This window comes from Arthrobacter sp. CMU6, assembly GCF_059090205.1.
The window spans coordinates 14,611-39,691 of record NZ_JBNHFL010000035.1 but is presented as its reverse complement, the minus strand read 5'-3'; the positions used below and the strand labels follow the sequence as shown (position 1 = coordinate 39,691).

Sequence of the window (25,081 nt, the reverse complement as noted above, 5' to 3'; positions counted from 1 at the left end):
GACTGCCTGCCCGGGGGATGTGAGCGCCGTGGACATCACCGCCAGCCATCACCGGCTCAAGGTTGTGGTCCACATCGACGCGAACATGGAGCGCGCCTGCATCGAGGTCCGCGGAACCCTTACGCCAGCCAACATCCGCGCGCTTTATGTTGTTGCTCGACGTGCCAGGACTCTGCTGCCGGGCAAGGAGATCGTTCTGGACCTGTCGATGGCCCGTGCCGCCATGGACACCATCACCGCGCTCCATGATCCCGCCCAGCTCACCCAGCTCAGCGGCGAAGGCACGTCCGAGAAACCTTGCCGGCTGAGCATCGTGGACCCCCGGCCGGGCATCCACGCGCACCCCTCGTACACTCATGGGCGCGGGGACCACAAGCACGCTGACCACCGGAACCCCGACCCCAAACACAGTGACCACAAAGAGCCCGACCATAAGCACGGTGACCACAAGCAGCCGGACGGCAAGCGGGGCGATAAGGCGCGCAAAGCCGAGCGCTTCAGCGGCGAACAACGCACCGCGCCGTCAGGCACGGCCCAACCACGCGCGGCCCAGCCACGCATGGCCCGGTCAGGCACGGCCCGGTCAACGGACGTCCATGCAACCGCGGCGGAGCTGGGCACCGCCCAACCCGGCGACGCCGAACCACGGGTGGCAGCCCGCCGCAGGAGCCGAGACAAGGAACCGGCATGAAACCTGGCCGCATGGTGATGCTCGTCCTCGGTACCATCGCCGCGCTCCTGGGACTGGGGCTGCTGGCGGGAGCAGCAGGAGTGGGCTGGCTCAACTTCCAACAGCGCGACGAAGGCTACTTCACCACGCAGCCGCACCGGTTCGACGCGGCGTCCTCCGCCATCACCACGGCAGGGCTGGACGTCATGGTCAGCGGCAGGCTGCCGGACGTCATTCCCTCGGGAACTGCCGGCAGCATCCTGCTGCGCGGAGCGGCAGCCAACCCGGGCAAGGGGATTTTCATTGGCGTCGCACACCAGCAGGACGCGGCGCGCTATCTTGAGGGCGTCAAGCGCTCCGAAATCCGGGAATTGAATCTGCGGCCCTTCAGGGTCGATTACACCGAAGTGCCGGGAACCCGGACCCCGGCCCGCCCTGGAGCTCAGAACTTCTGGGCCGCATCCGCGGAGGGCACGGGCACGCAGGAACTCAGATGGAACATCCTTCCTGGCAGCTGGACCCTGGTGGTCATGAACGCCGACGCCACCACCCCGGTTTCCGTGGATCTGCAGGCAGGCATCCGCTCCGACCTCCTCTGGCCTCTGTTCCTGTGGCTGCTCATTGCCGGGATCGTACTGCTGGTCATCGGTGTGCCGCTGATCGTCGCAGGTGCCATGGGGCTGGGGCGGCACGGGCCGCCGCCGCATGTTCCCGCAGGCCAGTACCGTCCCGGCCGCTATCCGCCCGGCCACCCGCTCGCGGGGCATGTCCCGCCAGCGGAAACCCCGGGACCTCCCGCGGCTGCCGGCGCCACCAGTCCGTTCGCCAGTTCCGCCGTGCCGGGCGGAAGTGCGGGCGTTCCGCCCGGCAGCGCGGGAGTACCCCCGGGGAGCGCGCCAGTGCCGCCCGGCACGCAGCCGGCTTCGTACCCGGCTCCTGGCTATCCGGCGCCCGGCTATCCCGCCCCCGGCTATCCCGCCCCCGGCGGCGGGGCGGGCGCACCGCCGCCGCCCGCCGTGGTCGACCTCCTGGAGAACCCACGGTACCCTGCCCGCCTGACCGGCCATGTGGACCCGGCGCTGTCCCGGTGGATGTGGCTGGTCAAATGGTTCCTGGCCATCCCGCACCTGATCGTCCTGTTCTTCCTCTGGTTCGCACTGATCGTCACCAGCATCGTGGCGTGGTTCGCGATCCTGTTCACCGCCCGCTACCCGCACTCGCTGTTCAACTTCAATGTGGGCGTGCTGCGCTGGAGCTGGCGGGTGTCCTTCTACGCCTTCACAGCGATCGGCACGGACCGCTACCCGCCCTTCACCCTGGCCCGCACCGACTACCCCGCCGACTTCGAGGTGGACTATCCGGACCACCTGTCGCGCGGCCTGGTGCTGGTGAAGTCCTGGCTGCTCGCCATCCCGCACCTCCTGATTGTGGGCGTGCTCGCAGGATCCTCGCGGACCTGGGTGGCGTCGGATGACGAGTTCGCCGGTGCCGGCCGCTATACGGCAGGCGGTGCGGTCTCCCTGCTCTCGCTCCTGGCCTTCATCGCCGGCGTCATCCTGCTGTTCACCGGCAGGTACCTGCGGAGCCTGTTCGACCTGCTGATCGGCCTCAACCGCTGGGTCTACCGCGTCCTGGCCTATGTTGCGCTGATGCGGGACGAGTATCCCCCGTTCCGGCTCGACATGGGCCCCGTGGATCCGGGAGAAGCCCCGGCCGCCAGCCCGCAAACCACTCCACCGGGAGGGCCAACATGAAACTCACCGTTCACACCTTCGTGACCCTCGACGGCGTCATGCAGGGCCCCGGCGGCAGGGACGAGGACACCAGCGGCGGCTTCGAATTCGGCGGCTGGCTGGTGCCGCTCTTCGACGAGGACATGGGCAGGATCGTGAACGGCTGGTTCGCCGAAGCCGACGCCATCCTGCTGGGCCGCACCACCTACCAGATGTTCCAGCCCTACTGGGAGCAGGTCACGGACCCGGACGACGCCGTCGCCAGGGCGCTCAACAGCCTGCCCAAGTATGTGGTGTCCTCAACGCTCACCGAGGCGACGTGGAACAGTACCACCATCCTCCCCGCGAATTTCCTTGAAGCCGTTGACGACCTCAAGTCAGGCCCGGGCCGGGAGCTTCAGGTCCACGGCAGCTACCGGCTGGTCCGCGCCCTGCACGACGCCGGCCTGGTGGACGAATACCGGCTGATCATCTTCCCGGTGGTCCTGGGCCAGGGCAAGCGGCTCTTCGAACCCGGCGTCACGCCGTCGGCATTTACTTTGGCCGGGAGCAAGGCGACGTCGTCAGGTGCGGTCCACCTGACCCTGTTGCCCGCCGCCTTCGGGGCCGCCGACCTGGAGGTGGGGGAGTTCGAGGTGCGGGACGGCCGCGAACAGGTCAAAGACTGAGGCGACCGCGCCTTTCAAAGTGTGTTGAGTTCAGCCCAGGCCGCGCAGGCGCTCCATTTCACGGCGGTCCTTCTTGGTGGGCCGGCCGGTCCCGCGGTCACGCTGCGGCAGCCCAAGCGCCGGAGCCGCGGGCCGGGGAGGCGTATGGTCGGTGAAGCAGTGTGAGGCTGCCTCCGCACCCACGCGCTTGGCGATCAGCCTGCGCACTTCGAGGATCCGTTCGTAGCCGGGCTGGCGGACGCGGACGGTGTCGCCGGGCACCAGCGACTGCGAGGCCTTGGCCGGGTTCCCGTTGATGCGCACATGCCCCGCGCGGCAGGCGGCGGTGGCGGCGGACCGTGTCTTGTAGGCGCGGATGGCCCACAGCCACGCGTCGACGCGGACGGTGCTGGGGGCTGAGGGAAGGCTGCTCATGACTGCAGCCGAGTATATCCGGGCCGAGGCGGACCTAGGCGTCGGATACAGCGGAACTTACCGCCGTCGGACTGTCATATTCCTTGTCGGGAATATTCTGGAGGGCATCCAGGACACTGCTATCCGCGCCCGACTCCTTAGCGCGGGAGATGAGGGTCTCCCGGCTGGCGGGATAGTCGATTCCGCCCAGAAACTTCTGGATCTGGATGGGATTGGGTGTTTCAGCCATGTCAGTACCTTTCAACTAGTTGTTGCTGTGCATCGTTGGGCTGTCCGCCAGCACGACGTCGAAGGCCTCCACCCGGCGGTCTGTGACGGTGGTGGGGGATTCCAGGTGGACCGCTCCGGTCGGAAGGATGCCCGCGCCGCCGGACATCTCCATTACCCGCCACTGGACCACGACGTCCTCGCCGCAGTGCTCCGGCGGCAGCTGGGCCCAGAACTGAAAACCGCCGGCTTCCTCCAGAGCCTGGCGGCGGAACATGGTGCACCCTCCCAGCCAGGCCACCTTGTACGGAATCCACTCCCCTGGCCCCAGCCCCAGCTCGGCGCTTAGATGGGCAAGGTTTGCTGCGCTGTGCAGTGGCCAGCGCTGGAAGCCTTCCTCATCGGGACGGATGCGCTCCGGAGTCACGGGTCCCTGCCACGGTGCGAAGGTGACGGTCTGCTCCGGACGCCGGTCACTCAAAAAGGAGAGGCCCTGAGGGGCCATGCCCACAAAGCCGCAGCCCAGGGCATCGAGGGCATCACTCATCCTGGCCAGAGCGCCCGGCTCCAGCCAAACGTCGTCATCGAGGAACAACACTTTGTCCGCCCGGACCTGCTCCAGTGCAAACTGGCGGTGTTCGGCGAGGCCGCGGCGCGGCAGGTGGCGATGCAGCTCAACTGGCGTGCCCTGTGCACGGAGAACCCGGATCAGGCTGGCTGCCGCTGGAAGCTCCCAGGCCGGCGGTCCGTCCGACTGGTCACTGACCACCAGCCGGAAGGCCGGTCCGCTCTGCGCTGCGAGGCCGGCCAGAGTGACTGCCAGTTCTGCGGGCCGGTTGCAGGTGGGGATGAGGACGTCGAGGGCAGGGTCCCGGGATGTCTGGCCCGAGGCCCAGGTGGCAGATGTGTGGCGATCCATGACCACCGCCTTTCCGAAGCCAAAAGTCGGTCGAGACCAAAGAGTCCCTGCTCTGCTCTGATTCAGATACCCAGGGCTGTTGCTGGCTAAACCCGCTTCGGGCGTGTCGGACCGGACTCGCCGACTCTACGCGACGAGGACGGCCGCCGCGGAGTCCATGTGTTCGCGGATGGTGTTGCGGGCCAGGGTGGCGTCCCCTGTTTCGATGGCCGCGACGATGTCGTTGTGCCGGTCCACGCTCATGTTCCGCACGCCCTTTTCGAGCCCGGCGAACATGATGGACATGCGGATGGACCCCTCCAGGGATTCCCACGAATGCAGCAGCGTCTCGTTGCCGGTGAGGCGGCACATGGTACGGTGAAACTCAAGGTCGGATTCGACCCGTTCCTCCATGGTGCCGTGGGTGGCCGCCTCCATGGCCTGGATGGCCGTGCGGAGGGATCCGATGACCTGCTGGCGGTCGGGCAGTTCACACAGCGTGCGGGCCGCAAGGGATTCCAGGGCGGCGCGGACGGAGTAGATGTCGCGGATTTCCTTGGCATCCAGGTGGCGGACCGCTAGCCGGCCGCGGGCGCCCGCAGAGATGAGGCCTTCCTGCTGGAGCTGCCGCAAAGCCTCCCGTAGCGTTCCACGGCTGATCTGCAGCATCTCGGACAGTTCGGTTTCCACCAAATGGCGGCCAGGCTCAAGCGCTCCGCTGGTGATGGCAGTGCGCAGCGCCGCCACCGCCTGCTCGCGGAGGCTCTTCTTTTCCAGTCCCAGCAGGGTTGCTGTCGCGGCCATCGGATTCTCCCAAGGTCAGAGGTCGACTGTTTACAGTCGCCGTGTTAACAATGATGCCACGGCAGGAGCGCGGGTCCAGGTTGGACCGGCGCTCCTGCCGCGGCTGTGCCTGGCGGAGCCGAAGCCGGGCTTAGCCGAGCTCAGCAAGCACCTTGGCGACGATCCGCTGGACTGACAGGCCGTAGCGCTCGTGCAGCGTCGGCAGGGCTCCGGCGTCGAGGAATTCGTCGGGCAGCGCCACCGGCACCACCCGCTTGCCGAGGCCGGCGGTCACCACGGCCGAGGCGACGGTTTCGAACAGCCCGCCCACCACGCTGTGGTTCTCCAGGGTCACGGCGAGCCGGTCGGTGTTGATTTCGGCCAGGACAGTGGCGGCGTCGAACGGCTTGATGGTGGGGGTGTGGACGACGGCGACATCCACGTTGTGTTCCGCCAGCGCCTTTGCTGCCTGGAGGGCACGCATGGTCATGAGACCGCTGGAGACGAAGACGACGTCGTTGCCCCCGCGCAGGACCTTGGCCTTGCCGAGTTCGAAGGTGTAGTCGTACTCGTCCAGAACCGTGGGCACGTTGCCGCGAAGCAGGCGCAGGTACGTGGGTCCTTCGCTGGCGGCCAGCTGCGGGACGGCCTGCTCGATGTCGATGGAGTCGCACGGGTCCACGATGGTCAGGTTGGGCATGCCGCGGAAGATCGCCATGTCCTCGGTGGCCTGGTGGCTGGGGCCGTATCCGGTGGTGAGCCCGGGGAGGCCGCCCACGATGTTGACGTTCAGGTTGGGCTCGGCCGCGTCCAGGCAGAGGAAGTCGTAGGCGCGGCGGGCAGCGAACACGGAATAGGTGGAGGCGAACGGCACCAGGCCGGTTTCGGCAAGGCCTGCGGCTGCGCCGAAGAGTAGCTGCTCGGCCATGCCCATCTGGAAGAACCGCTCCGGGAAGGCCTGCGCGAAGATGTGCATGTCCGTGTACTTGCCCAGGTCCGCGGTGAGGCCGACGATCCTGTCGTTCTCCTGCGCGGCCTTGACCAGTGCATGCCCGAACGGGGCGGAGGCAGTTTTTTGACCGGGATCGGCGAAGGACGCGATCATGGCCGAGGTCTTGAGCTTGGGCTTTGCGGCTGTTGTAGTGTCGGGGGCCTCGGTGGTGGCGCTCATGCTGAAGCCTTTCCTTCGTATCCTGCGGTCAGCTGCTCGCGGCAGAGCTGCCATTCGTGTTCTTCGATGCGCATGAAGTGCGCCTTTTCCCGTTCCTCCAGCAGCGGCACGCCGCAGCCCACCTTGGTGTCGCAGAGGATTACGGAGGGGCGTCCGCTGGCGGCTGCCTGGGCTGCGGCGTTGTCGAACGCGGCGAGCAGGGCGGCCATGTCGTTGCCGTCGACCCGCTGGGTGTACCACCCGGCGGCTTCCCACTTTTCGGTGATCGGTTCGGTGCGGAGCACGGTGTCGGCCTTGCCGTCGGCCTGCAGGGCGTTGATGTCCACCATGGCGGTCAGGTTGCCGAGCTGGTGGTGGTGCGCGCCCATGGCTGCTTCCCAAGTGGAGCCTTCATCCAGTTCCCCATCGGAGAGGAAGTTGTAGATCCTGGCGCCGGATCCCTGGTGGCGCAGGCCAAGGGCCATGCCGACGGCGATGGTGAGTCCGTGGCCCAGGGAGCCGCCGGAGATTTCCATGCCGGGGGTGTAGGTGGACATCCCGGACATCGGAAGCCGGGAATCATCGGAGCCGTAGGTCTCCAGCTCGGAGACGGGGACGATGCCGGCCTCGGCCAGGGCGGCGTAGTGGCCGATGGCGTAGTGCCCGGTGGAGAGCAGGAACCGGTCGCGGCCCTCCCAGTGCGGATCCTCGGCACGGAACCGCAGCTGGTCGGCGTACACGGCGGCGAGCATGTCCGCTGCACCGAGGGCCTGGCCCACGTAGCCCTGGCCCTGGACCTCGCCCATGTTCAGGGCGTGGTGCCGGATCCGGTAGGCGGCGGCACTGACCCGCTCAAGTCGTTCGGTGGCAGTTTCCTGGGTCATGCGTTCCTTCTTGGGGAGTTCTTGGGTGTGCAGTTGCGGCGGGGTGGTTTCGCGGACGGCGGTCATCAGGCGTCCACTGACTGCGGGGTGCTTTTGGTGGCTTCGTCAGCCAGCTGGCGTTCGCGCTTGCCCCAGGTTTCGCGGGTGACAAGTGCTGCCCAGAGGCCGATGGCCGCATAGGTGCTGAAGAGCAGGGCGGGACCCATCCAGCCGAGCGCCACGAACAGGAGCGTGGTGATAAAGGGGGTGAACCCGGAGACCATGGCGGAGATCTGGTAGGCCAGTGAGGCTCCGGATGAGCGGGTCTTGGCCTGGAACAGCTCGGGGAACCACGGGCCCTGGGCGCCGGCGAGTGAGTTCTGGCAGACGGCGTAGGAGATGACGATGGTCGCAATGACGAAGATGAACATTCCGGTGTTCACGAGGAGGAACATGGGAATGCCGAAGAGCAGGGCGAAGGCTGTGGACCAGATGTAAAGCGGCCGGCGGCCGATCCTGTCGGTGAGGCGGGCCCAGGCCATGGTGGCGAAGATGCCGATGGCCGAGGCGATGCAGAGAGCCACGAGTGTCTGGCTCTTGTCAGCGAGCTGCTGGGTGTGCAGGTAGGAAATCATGTACGTGATCGACACGGCGTAGCCGGCGGTCTCGGCGATGCGCAGGCCGATGCCCCGAACGATGCTGCGCCAGTCGGTCTTGATGACCTCGACGATCGGGGACTTGACGATGGAGCCGCTTTCCTTGACCTCGTCAAACACGGGGGACTCGGGGACCTTGGAGCGGATGATCAGGCCGACAACCACCAGCACGATGCTGGCCAGGAAGGGAACGCGCCAGGCGAGCTCACCGCCAAGGTTCACGCTGACCAGGAACACCAGGTTTGCCAGGAGCAGGCCAACCGGGAAGCCGGCCTGCACGATGCCGGTGTACTTGCCCTTGGACTTCCAGGGTGCATGCTCGTAGCTCATCAGGATGGCGCCGCCCCACTCAGCACCGAAGGCCAGCCCCTGGACGATGCGGACGAAGACCAGCAGAGCCGGAGCCAGCAGCCCCACCTGCTCATACGTGGGCAGCAGGCCGATGAAGAAGGTGGCGATGCCCATGAGGATCAGCGAGGTGACCAGTACGGGCTTGCGGCCTACCTTGTCGCCCAGGTGCCCGCCGATGATGCCGCCGATCGGACGGGCTGCGAAGCCGACACCCAGCGTGGCGAACGCGGCCAACGTTCCGGTCACCGGGTCGCCGGTGGGGAAGAAAGCAGTACCGAAGTACAGGGCGGCCGCGGTTCCGAAGCCGATGAAGTCGTACGTCTCAATGACGGCGCCGACGCCCGAGCCGATGGCGACCCGCCTAGCGTCCTTGGTGCCGTGGACGTGCCCCCGCATTTTTAGAGCTTCGTTGCTCATGTTGGTTCCCTTTCGAAGAGCGGCTGAAGAGCTCCAGCGCTGTCGACTGTTAACAAGATACGTCCCAGTGTGACGGGGGTCATGCTGACTGTCAACAGTCACCGTCGGGAGTTGACTGTTAACAGTCAACCCAGCTACTGTGGTGTCCATCACTACCGCCTGCCGGGCACGACCAGAGGATCGATGACGATGTTCCATTCCCGACTCGGGTGCTCATCCATCAGCTTCCGCCACCAGGATTTGCCGACAGCCCTGCGAACCATCGCCGGGCTCGGCTTCGCCGAGATCGACCTTGGCGCCCTCCCCGGCGTCTGCGACCACGTTCCGTATGAACTCGACGCCGACGCCGTCACCGCTGTTGCCGGCGAGGTGGCCGCATCGGGCCTGCGGGTGCGCTCCGTCAACGGGGATATCGGGGATTTGAATGCAGTGCTCGACGCCGGCCGGCAGGCCGAGCGCGACGCGCACCTTGATGCCCTGCTCACCCTCACCGCGAAAACCGGGGCCAAGGCACTGGTTCTTCCCTGCGGTGCGCTGAGCCACGAACCGGTCCGCAGCCTCGAGGAGGACCTGGACGCCGTCGCCGCCCAACTCATCCGGGCGGGGGAGCGCGCGGCGGAGTTCGGCGTCGAACTCTGGACCGAATCGCTGCACTTCCTGCGGTTCTGCTGGAACCTGGAACGCGCCGGACTGCTGGCGCAGCGGCTGGCTGGCTCCGGCGTCGGGATTGTCATCGACTTCAGCCACATCGTCGCCGCCGGCGAGGATCCGCTGGGGTACCTGGCACGCCACGAGGGCCGGATAGCCCACGTGCACCTGCGCGATGCCGTGCCCGGGAACATCAACCTCAGCATCGGCAACGGCCAGGCCGATTTCGCCGCCGGGCTGCGGGGCCTCGCCGAACAGGGCTACACCGGGCACTTCAGCCTGGAACTCGAAACCCGGGACGTCACCCACGACGAACGCCCGGCTGCCGCCGCCAAGGCAGCCAGCTTCATCACCGACCTCATCTGAACAACCCCACACAAACCCCAAGGAGAAATCATGACCGCCATTCAGCGCACCGCCGTCCTCACCGGAGCCACCTCAGAACGGGGCATCGGCATCACCACCGCACGTCGCTACGCCAGCCAGGGCTGGGGCGTGGTGATCCTGGACCTCGACGGCGAGAAGTCCGCCAAGGTCGCCACCGAAATCGGCAACGAATTCAACGTCCCGGCGTTTGGCTACGAGATCGACGTCGCCAACGAGGACTCCGTCAACGCCGCGTACAAGGCAGTTGCCGCCGAGGTCAAGAGCGGCGCCCTTCCCGCTGTCGGCGCACTGGCCAACATCGCCGGCATCACGTCGCCGGTGCCTTTCCTGGAGACCACGCTTGACCTTTGGAACAAGGTCATGGCCGTGAACTCCACGGGCACCTACCTCGTCACGAAGGCTTTCCTGCCGGACATGATCGACAACGGCTGGGGCCGGATCGTCAACATGTCCTCCGTTTCCGCGCAGCGCGGCGGCGGCGTCTTCGGCAAGGTTCCCTACTCCGCTGCGAAGGCGGCCGTCCTCGGATTCACCAAGGCCCTCGCCCGCGAACTCGGAGACTCCGGTGTGACCGTCAACGCCATCACCCCCGGCGCCGTGGACACCAACATCCGCGTCGGCAGCACCGAGGAGCAGGAAGCAGCCATCAATGCCGGCATCCCGCTGGGCCGCAACGCCACCACCGAAGAAGTCGCCGCCGTCATCACCTTCCTGTCCTCCGAGGACTCCGCCTACCTGACCGGCACCACCATCGACATCAACGGCGGAAGCCACATGCACTAAGAGCGCTGCAAAAGCGCCGCAAAACCCCGCCCAGCGCACCGCACCTATTCGACGATGACCCGTACCCGCTGCACCGTGTTGTTGCCCATGCCCTGGTAATTCCAGTGCTGCTCCAGCGGCTGGATGGCCCCGGTCGCGTCGGTGGCCCTGCACGCCAGTTCATGGTGGCCGGGGTCGGCCACCCAGGGCAGGCTCCAGCCGCGCCAGGCAAAGGCGCCGGCAGGCTTGCCCAGCTGCGCCGGAACCCACTTGCCGTCGATGCCGACTTCCACCTTCGTCACGGCGCCTTCACCGGACCACGCCCGGCCCTGGAGCATGACGGGCCCGCGGGGGAGGTACCTGCGGCGGGTGTAAAAGTCAGGAATGCCCGGCGGGACCATCAGGGACCGCACCCTGATCCGCGTAACCGGCGTGCCGGCGTCGTCCGCGTTGTGCTGGTAGCGGTAGGCCACCGACTGCTGGAAGCCGGTGAACGGCGTCGTGACCACCTTGACCGACTGCAGCCACTTGACGCTGGCCATGCCGTACCAGCCGGGGACGACGAGCCGCAGCGGATAGCCGTGCTGCGGCGGCAGGTCGTTGCCGTTCATCTTGTAGGCAAGGACGACGTCGGCCCGGGATGCTTCCGAAATCGGCAGGCTCCGCGCGTACTGTTGCCTCACACCGCCCTGGATACCGGCGTCCAGACCGGTGAACACCACCTCGGCGGCTTCCGGTTCGACGCCGGCCTGGGCAAGCAGGTATGCCAGCGGAACGCCGGTCCACACTGCCGTTCCCACGCCTTCCAGGGTCCAGGGCTGGCTGAGTGGCCGCGGCCTCAGCAGCGACCGGCCATTGCCGGCGCATTCCATGGTCACCTGGACGCTAATGGCAGGATCCCGCTTCAGCGCCGCAAGGCTCAGCTCCATGGCCCGCTCCACGGCACCGCCGATTCGCAGGTGCCACGCGCCGCTGACCTGCGGAATATCGAAGTGCGTCAGCACGTAATGCAGCCCGGGTGGAGTCACGTCCTCGCGCAGCGCCTCGAGCGGCATCGAATGGTTCCGCACCGCGAGCTGCAGCTCTTCCCGGGTGAGCCGGCCGTGCGTGGGTTCACCGGAATGGGCTGCAACACCGGTATGGGGTGCCGGGCGGGCGGACGGTCGGCGGCGGTAGATCAGCTTGGACATGGCCTTGCGATTCTGCTCGGTGCTGCGGCGTGCAGCAGCTGATAGGCGTGCTCCTCTTCACAGGTTTACGCCGTGTCCGCAGGACGGTCAACACAGACCGTCAACAGCCCGGCACCGTTCTACAGCTGTGGCAGCTTCGCCAGTTCCTCGAGTGACATCGGGTCCTGGCCGGTGAGGCCGTGCACGTCCGGCGTCGCCCCGGCCAGTTCCCCCGCGGCGATCGCCGTGTACGTGCTGACCCAGGCCTCGACTTGCCAGGCCGGTGCGCCATAGGAAGCCCGGGAGGCGAACGCTTCGTCCAACGTTTCCTGGTGGTACGTGACGGTCCTGCCCGTGGCACGAGTGAGCACCTCGGCGGCGTGCGACAGCGAGATGTCTTCCGGTCCCGTCAGGTCGTAAGTTGCCCCGGCGTGGACGGCCGGGTCGCGCAGCACGGCCACCGCGGACCGGGCAATGTCCTCCCGCGTGACTGCGGCCATCACGCCGTCGCCCGCCGGGCCCCGGATGACGCCGTCCTCCCCGGCCAGCATGGGCAGGAAATCCAGGTAGAAGTTGTCCCGCAGGAACGTGAACGCCATGCCGGATGCCCTGATCCGCTCCTCGGTGGCGTAGTGGTCGCGGCCCAGGGTGAAGGTGCAGTCCGGCGCCGCCCCGAAGAAGGACGTGTACACAACGTGCTGCACGCCGGCCTCCGCTGCGGCGTCCACGAAGGCGTAATGCTGCTGCAGCCGGTCCTCCGCCTCCGCCGCCGACACCATGAACAGGACCTTGACCCCTTCCAGGGCCGCGCGGGACAGCACGGGGTCCGCATAGCTGACCACCGCCGCGGGGGCGTCTGCCAAGTCCGGCGCCCGCCGCGGGTCGCGCACCAGCAGGCGCTGGGAGAACCCGGCGTCGGACAACTGGCGGGCCACCCTGCCGCCCAGGAACCCCGTGGCACCGGTCACCGCTAGGTCTGGAAGGTCCGTCATGGGTGCTCCTAGGCCTCGCGGGTTGCGGGGGACTTTGTCTGGGCGGGGTCCCGTTCGGCGAGGGAGCCGACGGCGGCGTCGATCTTCTTCAGGACGTCAGGCTCAAGGCGAACGCCCGCGGCCGCGGCGCTGTCGGCCACCTGTTCCGGCCGGGAGGCGCCCACAATCGCGGAGGCGACATTCGGATTCTGCAGGACCCAGGCCACCGCCAGCTGCGGCATGGTCAGCCCCGCTTCCTCGGCAACCGGCCGCAGCTCCTGCACGGCGGCCAGGACGTCGTCCCGCATCCAGCGCTGGATCATCTTGGCACCGCCCCTGTCGTCGGTGGCGCGGCTGCCCTCCGGGAGCGGCTGGCCGGGAAGGTACTTGCCGCTCAGCACACCCTGCGCCATGGGGGACCAGACGATCTGGGAGACGCCCAGTTCCTCCGACGCCGGAACCACCTCCTCCTCGATGACCCGCCACAGCATGGAGTACTGCGGCTGGTTGGAGATCAGCTGGAAGCCCAGGTCCTTGGCCAGGGCGTGGCCGTTGCGGAGCTGCTCGGCCGTCCACTCGCTGACGCCGATGTACAGGGCCTTTCCCTGCCGGACGATGTCCGCGAAGGCCTGCATCGTTTCCTCAAGCGGCGTTTCAAAGTCGTAGCGGTGTGCCTGGTACAGGTCCACGTAGTCCGTCTGCAGCCGGCCGAGGGACCCGTCGATGGATTCCATGATGTGCTTGCGGGACAGGCCGAGATCGTTCTTGCCCTTGGGGCCGGTGGGACCGAACACCTTGGTGAAGATCTCGATGGACTGCCGGCGTTCGCCCTTGAGCGCTTCGCCCAGAACGGTTTCCGCCGCGGTGTTGGCGTAGACGTCCGCCGTGTCGAAGGTGCTGATGCCGGCGTCCAGTGCCGCCTGCACACACCGGGTGGCAACGTCGTTCTCCACCTGGGAGCCATGCGTGAGCCAGTTGCCGAACGTGATTTCCGAAATCTTGAAGCCGCTGTTGCCCAAGTATCTGAATTCCATGGGCTTCACGCTAGCGGACATAGTTGCTCAGGGTAAGGGATGCCGGCGGCTTATCTCGCTGTCCCGCGGTTAACCTTCTGCAGGCGGCCGGCGGCATGAAGCAGCGTAGTCAGGCGCGCGTGCGGGCGTCCGGGTGTTGCGCGAGCGACGTCATGGAACCGGTGTCCAGGACGGTGACGTGTCCGGCTGCGGCCGGTTTCCGCGCAGGCCGCGGCGGCTGGGCGGACAGCGCCAAGGCGGACCGGACGGTTTCGCCCTTGCTGGCAGGGTTCTTGCTGGCGGCACTATTGTTGGCGGCACCGCTGCTGGCAGCGCCGGCCGGCACGGCATCGTGGCGCAGGGCCGACTCCACGAGTGGAGCCACCTCGGTCACGCTGGCGGCGGCGACGTCGGGCGGCGGCAGGTCCCGCACGGTGACCTTGACTTCGGGCGCGGCGGCCCGGGCCCGGGCCATTGCGCGGGCGTCGGCGGCTGCTACGGCCTCGGCCCAGTCCTTCGCGAGGACGGGCGGCACCGGGCGGGCGGCAGTCACCAGGGGATGGTGGACGACGGCGCTGCGGAGCGCCTCCTGAAGGCCGGCGCGGGTCCGCAGTTTCTTCCAGTCGATCGGTGCGCGGGGCTCCCGGGCCGGGCGGGGGGCCTTGGCGGCCTTTTTCGCCTTGGCTTTGGCCGGCACCACTTCTGCGTCCGCGGGCAGCGGGGTTCCGTCGGGAGCGAGCCGCACGATCTCGATGGTCTCGTTCCTCGGGAACCGGCCGAACAGCGCCATCACGATCAGCGCCACGAGGCGTCCCAGCCCCGCAATCACCAGCGTGAGCGTGACGCTGATGCACAGGCCGAGGAACATCAGGAAGGCGACACCCAGGGTGCCAAAAAAGGTCAGGTTCAGTGCAATCGTTGTCGGATCTTCCACTTCACCCTCCTTACCCTCGGCGCCCGGCTCGTCACCGATGTGATCGAGCCCGTTGATCACGCCGGGAAACAGCCCCTAACCACCTTACGGACTATTTACTGCCGACATGCCCTCATGGCAAGTGCCGGCACCTGTTGTTTCAAAGCTGTTATAGGACGCGGCCGCATCAGGGCGCCTATAGTCTGATTCAGCAAGCCACCCGCCACGTTCCCAGGAATGCCATGACCGAGCCAGTACCCTTTTCCGGCAACTGCCCGTGCCTTTCCGGCGACCAGTACGCGGACTGCTGCGGCCGGTTCCACAGCGGTGCGGCAGAGGCAGCCACCGCCGAGCAGCTGATGCGTTCCCGCTACTCCGCCTTCGTCCTGCTGGATGCCGGCTACCTCCTGAAAACATGGCACTCCAGCACACGGCCCGCAGAACTGGAGTTCGACCCCGGCCTGGAGTGGCGGCGGCTGGACATCGTGTCCGCCAGCAGGGGCGGCCCGCTCGACACCGAAGGCGTTGTGGAATTCAAGGCGCATTTCCGTCAGGACGGGGAGCGCGGCGTCCACCATGAAACCAGCCGTTTCCTGAGGGTGGACCGGCGCTGGTACTACCTAGACGCCGTCGCGCTTCACCGGTAGCGGCCCGCTGTATTCAGCGCTCCTCATAATCCGCCGTGGGAGTAAAGCCGGCACGGTCCACCTTGCGGTGGAAGTGCATCCCGGCCATGCCGCCCAGAACGGCACCCACCAGCGCCACCAGGGCCACGACGACTGCGGCAATGACGCCGGTGGTGGTCACCTGGCCCTCGTTGACCGGAATCCGGGGGAAGCTGTTCAGCTGCGCCAGGATATTGAACTGCTCGCCCGCGATCATGCCGAGAACGGCCACCAGCACAGCGGCGATCAGGGCCCAGATCCACACCATGAACCCCTGCTTCGCACCGTTGAACCGGGCCATCCTGCCGGCGACGTAGCCGCCGCTGTAGTAGGAGGCGAAGAGGATGACCAGCAGGACGACGATGCCCACGATCCCCACTGTCTGGTTGGATGCTGCCCGGCCGACGGCAGCGTTCACGTCGGTGTTCGTGGCAAGTCCCACGGCAGTCCCGGCCGCGGCGACCAGTGCGGTCAACAGCACGGCCATGCCCGTGGCGGCCAGCCAGCCAAAGAACGCCGAGCCGATCTTGATACCGCCGAACGCCTCCTTTTGGCGGGCTGCGGCCATTTCCCGGGTGGCAAAGGCCGGGTCCTCGGGCCGTGCTGTATCCGGGTGGCCGTGCGGTTCATTGTCCGGTGTGTAGTCGCGCTCGGCGTACGGCGTGTCAGTGGTGTTCAGCGCCCGGGTGTGCGTGTCCGTAGCGCCGGCGCTGGTGGCGCCGGGACGGTCCGAACGCCGGGTCCGGGTGTCATCGTAGACAGGCGTGGCTTCCGTGGGGGCGTCTGCCGAACCGCGCTCCGCGGAGCGGCGGGTGGCAGCGTAGGGCTCTGCCGCGCTGTGTTCAGGCCTGCTGAGATCGGGTCTGCTTTCGGACGTGCCTGATTCAGGGGAAGTGTGCCGGGGGCGTCTTTCCCCGGCACCGGTTGGGCTGCTCATCAGCGACTCGCTTTCATTGAACGGACCCGGGCTCAGGGGCTGAAGCCGGGCAACGCAATGCCGAGGCCAAGGCACTGGCCTCACTTTCTAGCTAACTCCGTTCAATGGGCATTAGCAAGGATGCTTAGTATCTTGGTTTGAGCGTGTCTTCCCTTGTCAGAGGCGGCGTGGAGGCCGGGCCGGCGGTCTGGGGCCTCGTGTGTGGTGCCGGATGACTGGTGCGGTCAGCGGTAGGCGCGGTGCAGGTTCTCCTTGGTCGACGCGCGGGCGGAGGCGTCGGCGATCCACGGACCGGTCCCTTCGGACTGGTCCAGCACACCGGCCTCCAGCCACGTGTAGTCGCCGGCCAGCACCCTGCGCGCGACGTCGCGGTCGCCGTCGTCGGTGTTCCGCCACAGCTGGTCGAAGTACTCGTCCACCCGGACGCGTGCCTGTTCGCAGAAGGCGTCGGCCAGTTCAAACGCGGTGGCACCGCGTTCGGGTGCTGTGCGGAGCAGCATCTCGGCGCGGGAGCAGCTGGCGGCCATGGCGAACAGCTCGGCCCCGATGTCCACGATCCGGCCCAGGAACGCCTGTTTGTGCTCAAGGCGGGCCTGCCAGCGGCCCATGCCGTAGAAGGTCTGGCGGGCGAGCCGGCGCGAGGACCGCTCCACGAAGCGGAGGTGCTTGGCCAGGCGGCCAAAATCACTGTAGGAGCGCGGATCCATACCGGCGCCTGCCACCAGTTTGGGCAGCCACTTGGCATAGAAGCCGGAGGCGCCGACGGCGGCCCGCGCCTTCTCGGAAAGGCTCGCCTCCGCGGAGGCGAGGTCCCCGGCGGCGGCGAGGTGCGCATCCACCGCCTCGCGGGCTATCAGCAGCCGCATGATCTCGGACGAGCCCTCGAAAATGCGGTTGATCCGCAGGTCCCGCAGCTGCTGCTCCGCCGGGACGGCACGCTCGCCGCGGGCTTCGAGGGAGTCGGCCGTCTCATAGCCACGGCCGCCGCGGATCTGCACAAGTTCGTCCGCGATCCGGCAGCTGATCTCGGTGGACCACAGTTTGGCCAGTGCCGCCTCGATGCGGACGTCCTTCTGGCCGGCATCGGCCATCTCGGCGGACAGCTCGAACACGGCGTCAAGGGCGAACGCCGTGGCGGCGATGAACGCGATTTTCTTGCCTACGGCTTCGTGTTTGCCCACCGGGCGGCCCCACTGTGTGCGGGCATTGGACCATTCCCGTGCGATCTTGAGGCTCCAGCGGCCCGTCGCCACGCACAGAGCCGGCAGCGAGAGCCTGCCGGTGTTCAGTGTGGTGAGCGCAATTTTCAGGCCCTGCCCCTCACGGCCAAGCCGGTTGGCGGCGGGCACCCGGACCTGGTGAAACCTGGTGACGCCGTTCTCGATGCCGCGCAGGCCCATGAAGGTGTTCCGGTTCTCCACGGTGATTCCGGGGGAATCCATTTCCACGACGAACGCGGTAATGCCGCCCTTGTGGACGGCGCCGTCCGCGTCGGTGTGCTGCGGCACCACGGCCATCACCACCACGAGCTCGGCGATCACGCCGTTGGTGGTCCAGAGTTTGACGCCGTCCAGAACGTACGACCCGCCGTCGGCAGCGGGAACGGCAGTGCTGCCCATCCGGGCGGGGTCGCTGCCGACGTCGGGCTCGGTCAGCAGGAATGCCGTGACCGCCCCCTCTGCACAGCGCGGCAGGTACTTGCGTTTCTGCTCGGGGGTGCCAAACACCTTCACTGGCTCCGGCACGCCGATGGACTGGTGGGCGGAGAGCAGGGCGCCCAGGCTCGGGTGCACAGATCCGAGCAGAGCCAGCGCGCGGCCGTAATAGACCAGGGACAGGCCCAGGCCGCCGTACTCCTGTGGGATCTTCATGCCGAACACGCCCAGCTCTGCCAGGCCGCGGAGGTATTCGTCGGGAATTTTCGCCTCACGCTCGATAATCCGTCCGGACATGGTGCGGCAGAACTCCGTCAGCTGCGCCATGAATGCCTCGCCGCGTTCCACGTCATCGGGTCTCGCGGCGGGCCAGGGATGGATGAGGCCCAGGTCGAAGCTGCCGAGGTAGAGGCCCTTGGCGAAGCTGGGCCTGGCCCACTCGGTTTCGCGTGCTGCTTCGGCAATGGCGCGGGCGTCTTCGGCGGACGCGCCAGCGCCGATCTTTTCCGGAGCGACGGGTGTTTCGGACGCTGGACTGTCCACGGGCGGGACGGCGCCAGTGCCGTCCGCTGCCGTGGTGGTGTCGGTCGCCGGGCGTTCAGTCGCCTGGCTGTCAGTGGCGGAGCTCACGGGGCATCTCCTCTAACCGGATGACCGGCTCAAAGCCCTGGGTCCGCCGCGGGTGGAGAACCCTTCAGCTGTCCCTCAATGCTACCCGCGGGTAGGTTCCGGTGCTAGGGGATGGCTGCCCCTGAAACTCCGCGGGAAACTCGACTGCGGAGGCGTGGTGCACCAGGCTGTCCCAGGTGTGGTTGATCGCGTGGACGGTCCTGAGCAGCGCCGTGGCTATGATCAGCCAGGCCAGCCGCCCCACGCCCACCAGGACGAGCGCGGCGAATGCCGCCGCCGCCACGAACAAGACAAGCACCAAGGCAAACATCAGTGTTCCAATGAACACCAAGGTGGCTGTCTCCACTGCACTCAAGTCGAACTGCATGCTTCCCCCTGCGCCGTTGCTGCGGATGGACCAGTAGCTCGAGAGTAGGTCCAGGGGCGAAGCTTCCTCCAGCGTCTCGGCCATGCTGTGGCCGCCTTGATACGGGATCGAGACAATACTCCTGCGTAGGTCACGGAGTGATTGCGAAAACCTCATCTGTCACACCCGTAACGTTGCCTGGCGGGCAACCGCGTCTGCTTAGGGGTTGGTGTGGGGTCGCTGAGCGGGCATGCCTGTGGCTCTGCGTTAACCTTGTAGTTGGCAGTTTTCGGGTTTCCGCTGCCCAGACCATCCCCCAAGCTGCTGAAGGAGAGTGTGTGCCCCGGTCCGCCACGTCCTCCGCTGATGCGATCAGCGCCAGGCTCAGGGACCTTGAGCTCCTCACCAAGGGGCCGGCGTGGGCCCTCACCCGCTCCGCCCCGTGGGTGATCGCGGTCCTGCAGGCGTCCTTTACCCGCACCCGGCCGCAGCTTCCGCTGGAAGAATTCCACGCCGACGTCGACTCCTTCCTTGAGCAGTTGCGCCGCCAGGACCCGGGGCTGGGCGGGCATGCCAACGGGAAATCCTTCGGTGATGAGTGGACCCGCAAGCAGTTCCTGACGCGCCGGAACCAGTCGGGTCAGATCGTTTACGAGGTCACGGAGGCGGCCGCGCGGGTGCTGGCATTCCTGGACAGCCTCTCCAGCGAAAGGTCCACGCTTAACGGCTCCCGGCTGGGTACTCTCCTGGGTGACGTGGAAAAGCTTGCCAACGAGACCAACCCGGACCAGAGTGCACGGCTGGAAGCGCTGGAGGAGGAGATTGAGGAGCGGCAGCAGCTGATCGAGGACATCAGCTCCGGTGACTTCGACGGCCTGCTCGACGACGACCAGGCTGTGGAAGCAGCCGGCAACATCCTGGACCTTGCCGCCAGCCTGCCCGCGGATTACAAGAAGATGCGTGACCGCATCGAGGAGCTCGTGGGCGAGCTCCGGAACCAGATCATCGAGGAATCCCTGACCAAGGGCGCCACGATGGCGCAGGTTCTTGAGGCGGACAAGCGGCTGCGCCAGAGCCCGGAGGGCAGGACCTTCCGTTCCTTCACCGCCTTCCTCGAGGACCCGCAGCAGCAGCTGCGTTTCCGCTCTGCGATCGGCGAGGTGCTCAGCCGCCAGTTCGCGGATGACCTGTCGCCGGAAGACCGCGAGACCCTGAAAAACCTGGTGGCGGAGCTCCGGCAGCAGCACAGCCAGATCCAGCGCATCTACGGCAAGCTCAGCGAGAGCTTGAACACCTACGTCCAGAGTGATGACTTCCGCCAGTCGGTGCGGCTCCGCAAGGTGCTGCGCGAGGCGGAACAGGCCATCCGGTCCATGCCCTACGAGCGCGAACGGCCGGGCCTGGTCCACGGCCCGGTGCTGTTCAACGCCGGTTTTGAATCCCTGGCGATGGTCAAGCTCTTCGACCCGGACGAGTTTGCTGCCCCGCCCAAGCTCGCCGACCCCATCGCGTTCAGCGACTCGGACCGGGTCCGCTCGCCCCGCACGGCCAAGGCCAGGCCCGAGGCGATCCGCACCGCGGCTGCCGGGGCCGCCACCCTCGCCGAGGCCTGGCAGCAGCTTCCCCCCGAGGAACAGCACATCAACTCCATCCGGGCGCTCCTCTCGCACGCACTCCACACCGGCGCCGGCTTTGACCAGCTGGCCTGGGAGGCCCTCGACTTCGAACAGATAGACGGCACCACCCGCAAGGCGTACCTGCCGGTGGTAACGCTCAAGAAGGATTAGCGATGACTGAAGAGATGACGACGGCGGACGCCGACTCCCCGGTGGCTGAGCCCGCCGAAACAGCGGCGACGCAGCCACACCCCACGACCGGCGGCGTCGGCCCCCGCGACACCTTTGTGGACGGTGCCGCGCTCTTCCCCGGCGATACCGGCGTGCTGCCCATGAAGGTCCGCCAGGCCCTCGTGAAGCTGCTGAAAGGCCCGTACGTCGACGGCGGCCGGGACGAGAAACTCTGGACAACCCTGCTGGACAACCAGCTGATCCTCCGCAGCCGGCTCTCCGAGCTGTTCCTCACGCTGCAGCTGGACCACGAGCGCAAGATCGCGGTGCTCCGTCCCGTTGACCCTGATGCGATCGGCGGCAGCGCCCGCTCCAGCATCCTGCGCCAACAGCGCGCCCTGAGCCGGGTGGAAACCATCGTGCTGCTGCGCCTGCGGCTCCTGCTGGACCGCCACGTCACCGCGCAGACGGACCCCACCATCACGCGCGAAGAAATCGCCGAACTCGTGGCGCATTACCAGCCGGCCGGCCAGCAGGACGCCCTGCGCGACTCGGACGTCGTGAACCGCGCCATCACCAAGCTCCTGGCCCGACAGCTCCTGCTCACCACCGGCCTGGACGACGTCTACACCATCTCCAACGCCCTCCCCCTGGCCCTCCCCTTCGAAAACATCGGCGACATCCCGGCCCAAATCGAAGCCCTGATAGCAGCCACAGCAGACCCATCAGGTACAGAACCCCTAATCGAGCTCGACGGCGATACCTCCGGCGGCGACGAAGAGGCAGACGGCGACGAAACACCGGTCACGGACGGAGAAGCCAAGTGAGCATCGCGAGCATGCTTCCGCTGGGTGAGGTCGTCAACCCGGGCCAGATGCGGCTGGCCCTGGTGCAGGTGGTCAACTGGGGCACGTTCCACGGTGCGCACACGATGCACGTGGACCGCAACGGCACCCTGCTGACCGGCAATTCGGGCGTGGGCAAGTCGACGCTGTTCGACGCCATGCTGCGGGTGTTCGATGCACGGCCGCGCTCCAACGAGGCCGCCGCTCAGCGCTCGGGCGCCGTGGAGGACAAGCGGACCACGTTCACGTACATGCGCGGCAAGGTGGGGGACAAGGCCGTCGGGGAGGGCTCGGCCAGCGCGTTCCAGCGCCCTGGTGCCACCTGGTCCGCCGTCGCCCTGACGTTCGACAACGCCGCAGGCACCAAAGTGACGGTGTCGGCGCTCTTTGACCTGCCCAAGAACGGCACGGAGTCGAGCGTCGGCCGGTACTACCTGATCGACAACCGGCCCCTGGACCTCGCCGCGATCGAGGACATCGCCGAGAAGCGCTTCACCAGGGCCGCGCTGGAGAACATCTTCCCGGACGCCCAGGTCTTTGACGTCCACAAGGCGTTCGCGGAGCGGTTCCGCCGGCTGCTGGGCATCAACTCGGACCAGGCGCTGCCCTTGCTCCGTGTCATCCAGGCCGGCAAGGGCCTCGGCGGCAGCGTGAACACGTTCTTCCGCGACCAGGTGCTGGACGCCCCGGCGACCCTGGCCGCGGCCGACGACGTCGTCGAGGAATTCAGCAACCTCATGTCCATCCGGCAGCGCCTTGAGGACGTCCGGCAGCAGCGCGACCAGCTGGCCCCGGTTCCGGGCCTGAACAGGGAGTACGCGCAGGCGCTGCTGGACGCGAACCGGCTCCGGGAGCTTGCGGGGGAGGAGTTTGAGGCCTACCGGCAGCAGCTTGCCGTCACCGTGCACGAGAAAACCCTGGCCCGCTTCAAGGCGTTGGCCCAGGCGAAGGCCAAGGAGCTCGCAGCGGAACGCGGCGTGCGGGACGGGCTGGCCAAGGAGCTGCGGCAGCTGGAGGCGGAGTACAACAACCAGGGCGGCAACGCCATCTCCTCGATCGAGCAGTCCCTCGAGAACGCCCGGGTGGGGCTGAAGCTCCGCCAGCAGGTGGAGGAGGCGGCCCGGCAGGCGCTCACGGACGCCGGCCTGGATCTGGAATGGACGGCCGAAGGCTGGGAGCAGGCGCACGAACAGGCGGCCACCCGCTCGGCCGAGCTGAAGGATGACTCCGCGGCACTGCAGGAACTCCGGTTCGAGGCCTTCGACGCCCATGCCACGAAGAAGCGTGAGCTTGCCGCGGCCGAGCAGGAGCTTGTGTCGCTGAAAACGCGCAAGTCCCTGCTGCCGCCGTCGAGCATTGAAAACCGGGCCGCCATTGCGGCCGCCACCGGCGTTCCCGAGGAGCAGATGCCGTTCGGCGGCGAGCTGATCGACCTCGCCGAAGGCCAGGAACAGTGGCGCCCCGCAGCTGAACGTGCCCTGCGGAACCTGGCCACCACCCTGCTTGTTCCGGGCGAGCACTTCGCCGCGGTCACCCGCTACCTGAACGGCAACACGGTCCGCGGCGCATTGCGTGCGGTGGACGTCTCCAAGCCGCTTGCCGGAGCAGCGCTCGCCGTGGAGGACGTGGCTGACGGAGACCTGCTGACCAAGCTGGACATCCTCACCACCGGGACAAACGCGGAAGCCGGGGTGTGGATCCGTGAGCGGATCGCCCTCGACTTCGCGTACCCGTGCGTGGAGAACCCCGACGAGCTGGCCGCACTGGACAAGGGCCTGAGCCTCGGCGGCGTGGTCAAGCGCAACCGGCACACCGTGGAGAAGGACGACCGCTTCACCAGCCGCCAGGACTACGTCCTCGGGTTCGACAACGCCTCCAAGCTCGAGCTCGTGGCGGGGCAGGTTGAAGACCTGCGCCAGGAACTGGCCAAGGCGGCGCAGCTGGCGCAAAGCCGCGAGGAATCACACCAGGGCATGTCACGGCAGCTCGAGGCCCTCCGTCGGGTGGCCGAGGACCACCGCCCGTGGGAACAGGTCTCTGCGGCGGTGGCTGCAGACGAGCTAAGCAGGATTGAACAGCGGCTCAAGGACGCCCTCGCGGCCCAGGCCGACCTCGAACCGCTTCGGGCCAACATCGAAGCGGCGCGCCAGAAGCACCAGTCCAGCACCGAGGCCGCCGCAGTGCTGCAGAGCGAATACAAGGCACTGGACCAGCAGCTCACCGCCTCCGATTCCCTGCTGGAAGCCGCCCGTACCCGTCTGCACCAGGCCCCGCCGTCGGACTCCACCACCGCAGCGCTGGCGCCCTACTTCGCCGAATTCGGCGACGTCACGGAAATGCACGAGCTGGAGAACCTTGCCGGCCGGGTGCGGACCCAGCTGCTCGGCGACCTGCACGGCGCGGAGTCCCGTGCCCAGACCACGTCGGAGCGGCTCACGCGGATCTTCGAAGGCTTCGTCCGTGACTGGGGCACCGCCATTTCGGCCGACCATGGCACGTCCATCGGGGCCGTCGGTGAGTTCGAGGCCCGGTACCACGCGATCATCAATGACGGGCTTCCCGCGCAGGAGGCCGAGTTCCGGCAGTTCTTCAACCAGCGCACGCACGAGTCGTTCAGCACCCTTCTCCACTTGCTGGACGAGGAGCGCCGTTCCATCACCAGCAGGATCCTGCCGCTGAACGGAATCCTGTCCGAGGTGAATTTCCACGAAGGCAGCTACCTGGAACTGGACATCAAGCAGACCCTGCCGGCCACGGCCAAGCAGTTCAAGGACGCCATCCAGAACGCGCTGAAGACCCGCCATACACGGCATGGCAAGAGTGAAACCGCCCAGGCGGGCCAGACCGACGACGCCGAACTGACCGCCCGCTACAAGTCGCTGGAGACACTGGTGAAGCGGCTGGGCTCGCAGACTCCCGAGGACCGGCGCTGGCGGGCCGAGGTGCTGGATGTACGCGGCCACCTGTTCATCCAGTGCAAGGAGCACCGCGAGGTGGACGCCACCGGGAAGAAGGGCGGCAAGCGCACGGAGGTGTTCATGCACGCCGACACCGGCTCCATGTCCGGCGGTGAACGCCAGCGGTTCACCGCGTTCATCATGGCGGCGGCGCTGAGCTACCAGCTGGGCATCGCCGAACAGGGCTTCACCACGTACGGCACGGTGATGATGGACGAGGCGTTCGTGCTGGCTTCCGAGGAGTTCGCCGGCGCGGGCATCAAGGCGCTGCATGAGTTTGGCTTCCAGCTGCTCCTCGCGGCACCGGAGAACGTCATAGACCTGTCCCGGCACCTGGGCTCGGTCACCGAGATCCTGCGGGACAGGCGCACCAACCGCTCCGGCGTGCTCACTGCTCCCGTTATCACTCCGAAACCGGGAACAGCAGGGCAGTGGCGCTCCGAGGCCAATCCCGTTGATATCGTCCTGCGTTAGTCCGTAACGCTTTCGCGCAGTTCATAACAAATCGATGGATTTATTAACCTGACCCTAGTGGCAGGCTGTTTTGGCGTGCCACTGTGGTGACTCCACCAGTCTTCGCCAAATG

The 25,081-nt window shown here is 67.2% G+C and carries 23 protein-coding genes; 9 read left to right on the top strand and 14 right to left on the bottom strand.

All coding sequences use genetic code 11. From position 1 onward, the window contains the following. The first annotated feature begins 28 nt into the window (after positions 1–28). From AC5RWD_RS20170 to AC5RWD_RS20160, 3 genes are read left to right on the top strand one after another with little or no spacing between them, the layout of a single operon-like run. Positions 29–691 carry a hypothetical protein gene (locus AC5RWD_RS20170; RefSeq protein ID WP_494021713.1) on the top strand — a complete coding sequence of 221 codons (663 nt, stop codon included), beginning with the start codon at positions 29–31 and terminating at the stop codon, positions 689–691. Further along, complete coding sequence (locus AC5RWD_RS20165) at positions 688–2,424, top strand: DUF4389 domain-containing protein (protein WP_494021712.1); 1,737 nt, start codon at positions 688–690, stop codon at positions 2,422–2,424. The genes AC5RWD_RS20170 and AC5RWD_RS20165 overlap by 4 nt, the downstream gene beginning before the upstream one ends. Continuing rightward, complete coding sequence (locus tag AC5RWD_RS20160; RefSeq protein ID WP_494021711.1) at positions 2,421–3,071, top strand: dihydrofolate reductase family protein; 651 nt, start codon at positions 2,421–2,423, stop codon at positions 3,069–3,071. The genes AC5RWD_RS20165 and AC5RWD_RS20160 overlap by 4 nt, the downstream gene beginning before the upstream one ends. A gap of 30 nt (positions 3,072–3,101) precedes the next feature. Here AC5RWD_RS20160 and AC5RWD_RS20155 read toward each other — a convergent pair whose 3' ends face one another. From AC5RWD_RS20155 to AC5RWD_RS20125, 7 genes are all read right to left on the bottom strand, one after another. Continuing rightward, positions 3,102–3,485, bottom strand: a complete 384-nt coding sequence (locus AC5RWD_RS20155) for an RNA-binding S4 domain-containing protein (protein ID WP_003798614.1) — start codon at positions 3,483–3,485, stop codon at positions 3,102–3,104. Positions 3,486–3,519: 34 nt separating this feature from the next. Beyond that, positions 3,520–3,714 carry a DUF2795 domain-containing protein gene (locus AC5RWD_RS20150; protein ID WP_494021710.1) on the bottom strand — a complete coding sequence of 65 codons (195 nt, stop codon included), beginning with the start codon at positions 3,712–3,714 and terminating at the stop codon, positions 3,520–3,522. A gap of 15 nt (positions 3,715–3,729) precedes the next feature. After that, entirely contained in the window at positions 3,730–4,611 is an 882-nt protein-coding gene (locus tag AC5RWD_RS20145; RefSeq protein ID WP_494021709.1) for a glycosyltransferase family 2 protein, read from the bottom strand. Between the two features lie 126 nt (positions 4,612–4,737). After that, positions 4,738–5,394, bottom strand: a complete 657-nt coding sequence (locus tag AC5RWD_RS20140) for a GntR family transcriptional regulator (RefSeq protein ID WP_494021708.1) — start codon at positions 5,392–5,394, stop codon at positions 4,738–4,740. 130 nt (positions 5,395–5,524) lie between these two features. Further along, positions 5,525–6,544: a transketolase family protein gene (locus AC5RWD_RS20135; protein WP_494021707.1), complete on the bottom strand. Its 1,020-nt coding sequence runs from the start codon at positions 6,542–6,544 to the stop codon at positions 5,525–5,527. Then, complete coding sequence (locus AC5RWD_RS20130; RefSeq protein ID WP_494021723.1) at positions 6,541–7,407, bottom strand: transketolase; 867 nt, start codon at positions 7,405–7,407, stop codon at positions 6,541–6,543. Before AC5RWD_RS20130 ends, AC5RWD_RS20135 begins: the two co-directional genes overlap by 4 nt. A gap of 65 nt (positions 7,408–7,472) precedes the next feature. Continuing rightward, positions 7,473–8,810, bottom strand: coding sequence for an MFS transporter (locus tag AC5RWD_RS20125; protein ID WP_494021706.1), 1,338 nt, complete (start codon positions 8,808–8,810; stop codon positions 7,473–7,475). 189 nt (positions 8,811–8,999) lie between these two features. Here AC5RWD_RS20125 and AC5RWD_RS20120 point away from each other — a divergent pair, with 189 nt between their 5' ends. Beyond that, positions 9,000–9,824, top strand: a complete 825-nt coding sequence (locus AC5RWD_RS20120; RefSeq protein ID WP_494021705.1) for a sugar phosphate isomerase/epimerase family protein — start codon at positions 9,000–9,002, stop codon at positions 9,822–9,824. A gap of 30 nt (positions 9,825–9,854) precedes the next feature. Further along, complete coding sequence (locus AC5RWD_RS20115; protein WP_494021704.1) at positions 9,855–10,628, top strand: SDR family NAD(P)-dependent oxidoreductase; 774 nt, start codon at positions 9,855–9,857, stop codon at positions 10,626–10,628. Positions 10,629–10,672: 44 nt separating this feature from the next. Here the strand turns inward: AC5RWD_RS20115 and AC5RWD_RS20110 are convergent, their stop codons facing one another. The 4 genes from AC5RWD_RS20110 to AC5RWD_RS20095 all read right to left on the bottom strand — a co-directional run bounded on the left by AC5RWD_RS20110 (position 10,673) and on the right by AC5RWD_RS20095 (position 14,694). Beyond that, the gene (locus tag AC5RWD_RS20110; RefSeq protein ID WP_494021703.1) at positions 10,673–11,797 is read right to left on the bottom strand and encodes a sulfite oxidase; all 1,125 of its coding nucleotides are present in this window, start codon (positions 11,795–11,797) and stop codon (positions 10,673–10,675) included. Between the two features lie 119 nt (positions 11,798–11,916). Beyond that, the gene (locus AC5RWD_RS20105) at positions 11,917–12,768 is read right to left on the bottom strand and encodes an SDR family oxidoreductase (RefSeq protein ID WP_494021702.1); all 852 of its coding nucleotides are present in this window, start codon (positions 12,766–12,768) and stop codon (positions 11,917–11,919) included. Positions 12,769–12,776: 8 nt separating this feature from the next. Next, the gene (locus AC5RWD_RS20100; protein ID WP_494021701.1) at positions 12,777–13,781 is read right to left on the bottom strand and encodes an aldo/keto reductase family protein; all 1,005 of its coding nucleotides are present in this window, start codon (positions 13,779–13,781) and stop codon (positions 12,777–12,779) included. A gap of 109 nt (positions 13,782–13,890) precedes the next feature. Then, positions 13,891–14,694, bottom strand: a complete 804-nt coding sequence (locus AC5RWD_RS20095; RefSeq protein WP_494021700.1) for a hypothetical protein — start codon at positions 14,692–14,694, stop codon at positions 13,891–13,893. Between the two features lie 221 nt (positions 14,695–14,915). Between AC5RWD_RS20095 and AC5RWD_RS20090 the strand changes: the two genes are divergently transcribed. Then, positions 14,916–15,320, top strand: coding sequence for a YchJ family protein (locus tag AC5RWD_RS20090; RefSeq protein ID WP_494021699.1), 405 nt, complete (start codon positions 14,916–14,918; stop codon positions 15,318–15,320). Positions 15,321–15,333: 13 nt separating this feature from the next. On the opposite strand, the gene AC5RWD_RS20085 is transcribed toward AC5RWD_RS20090, so the two are convergent. The 3 genes from AC5RWD_RS20085 to AC5RWD_RS20075 form a co-directional block, all read right to left on the bottom strand. Further along, positions 15,334–16,275, bottom strand: coding sequence for a YrzE family protein (locus tag AC5RWD_RS20085; protein ID WP_494021698.1), 942 nt, complete (start codon positions 16,273–16,275; stop codon positions 15,334–15,336). 224 nt (positions 16,276–16,499) lie between these two features. Continuing rightward, positions 16,500–18,560 (bottom strand): acyl-CoA dehydrogenase family protein, encoded by a 2,061-nt coding sequence (locus AC5RWD_RS20080; RefSeq protein ID WP_494021697.1) that lies wholly within the window; start codon positions 18,558–18,560, stop codon positions 16,500–16,502. Positions 18,561–18,624: 64 nt separating this feature from the next. After that, positions 18,625–18,927 (bottom strand): hypothetical protein, encoded by a 303-nt coding sequence (locus tag AC5RWD_RS20075; RefSeq protein ID WP_494021722.1) that lies wholly within the window; start codon positions 18,925–18,927, stop codon positions 18,625–18,627. 317 nt (positions 18,928–19,244) lie between these two features. Between AC5RWD_RS20075 and AC5RWD_RS20070 the strand changes: the two genes are divergently transcribed. Genes AC5RWD_RS20070 through AC5RWD_RS20060 form a run of 3 tightly spaced genes read left to right on the top strand, consistent with a single transcriptional unit; the run spans position 19,245 to position 24,969 of the window. Further along, complete coding sequence (locus AC5RWD_RS20070) at positions 19,245–20,693, top strand: DUF3375 family protein (RefSeq protein ID WP_494021696.1); 1,449 nt, start codon at positions 19,245–19,247, stop codon at positions 20,691–20,693. A gap of 2 nt (positions 20,694–20,695) precedes the next feature. Beyond that, the gene (locus AC5RWD_RS20065) at positions 20,696–21,520 is read left to right on the top strand and encodes a DUF4194 domain-containing protein (RefSeq protein WP_494021695.1); all 825 of its coding nucleotides are present in this window, start codon (positions 20,696–20,698) and stop codon (positions 21,518–21,520) included. Continuing rightward, complete coding sequence (locus AC5RWD_RS20060) at positions 21,517–24,969, top strand: ATP-binding protein (RefSeq protein ID WP_494021694.1); 3,453 nt, start codon at positions 21,517–21,519, stop codon at positions 24,967–24,969. Before AC5RWD_RS20065 ends, AC5RWD_RS20060 begins: the two co-directional genes overlap by 4 nt. Positions 24,970–25,081 lie beyond the last annotated feature (112 nt).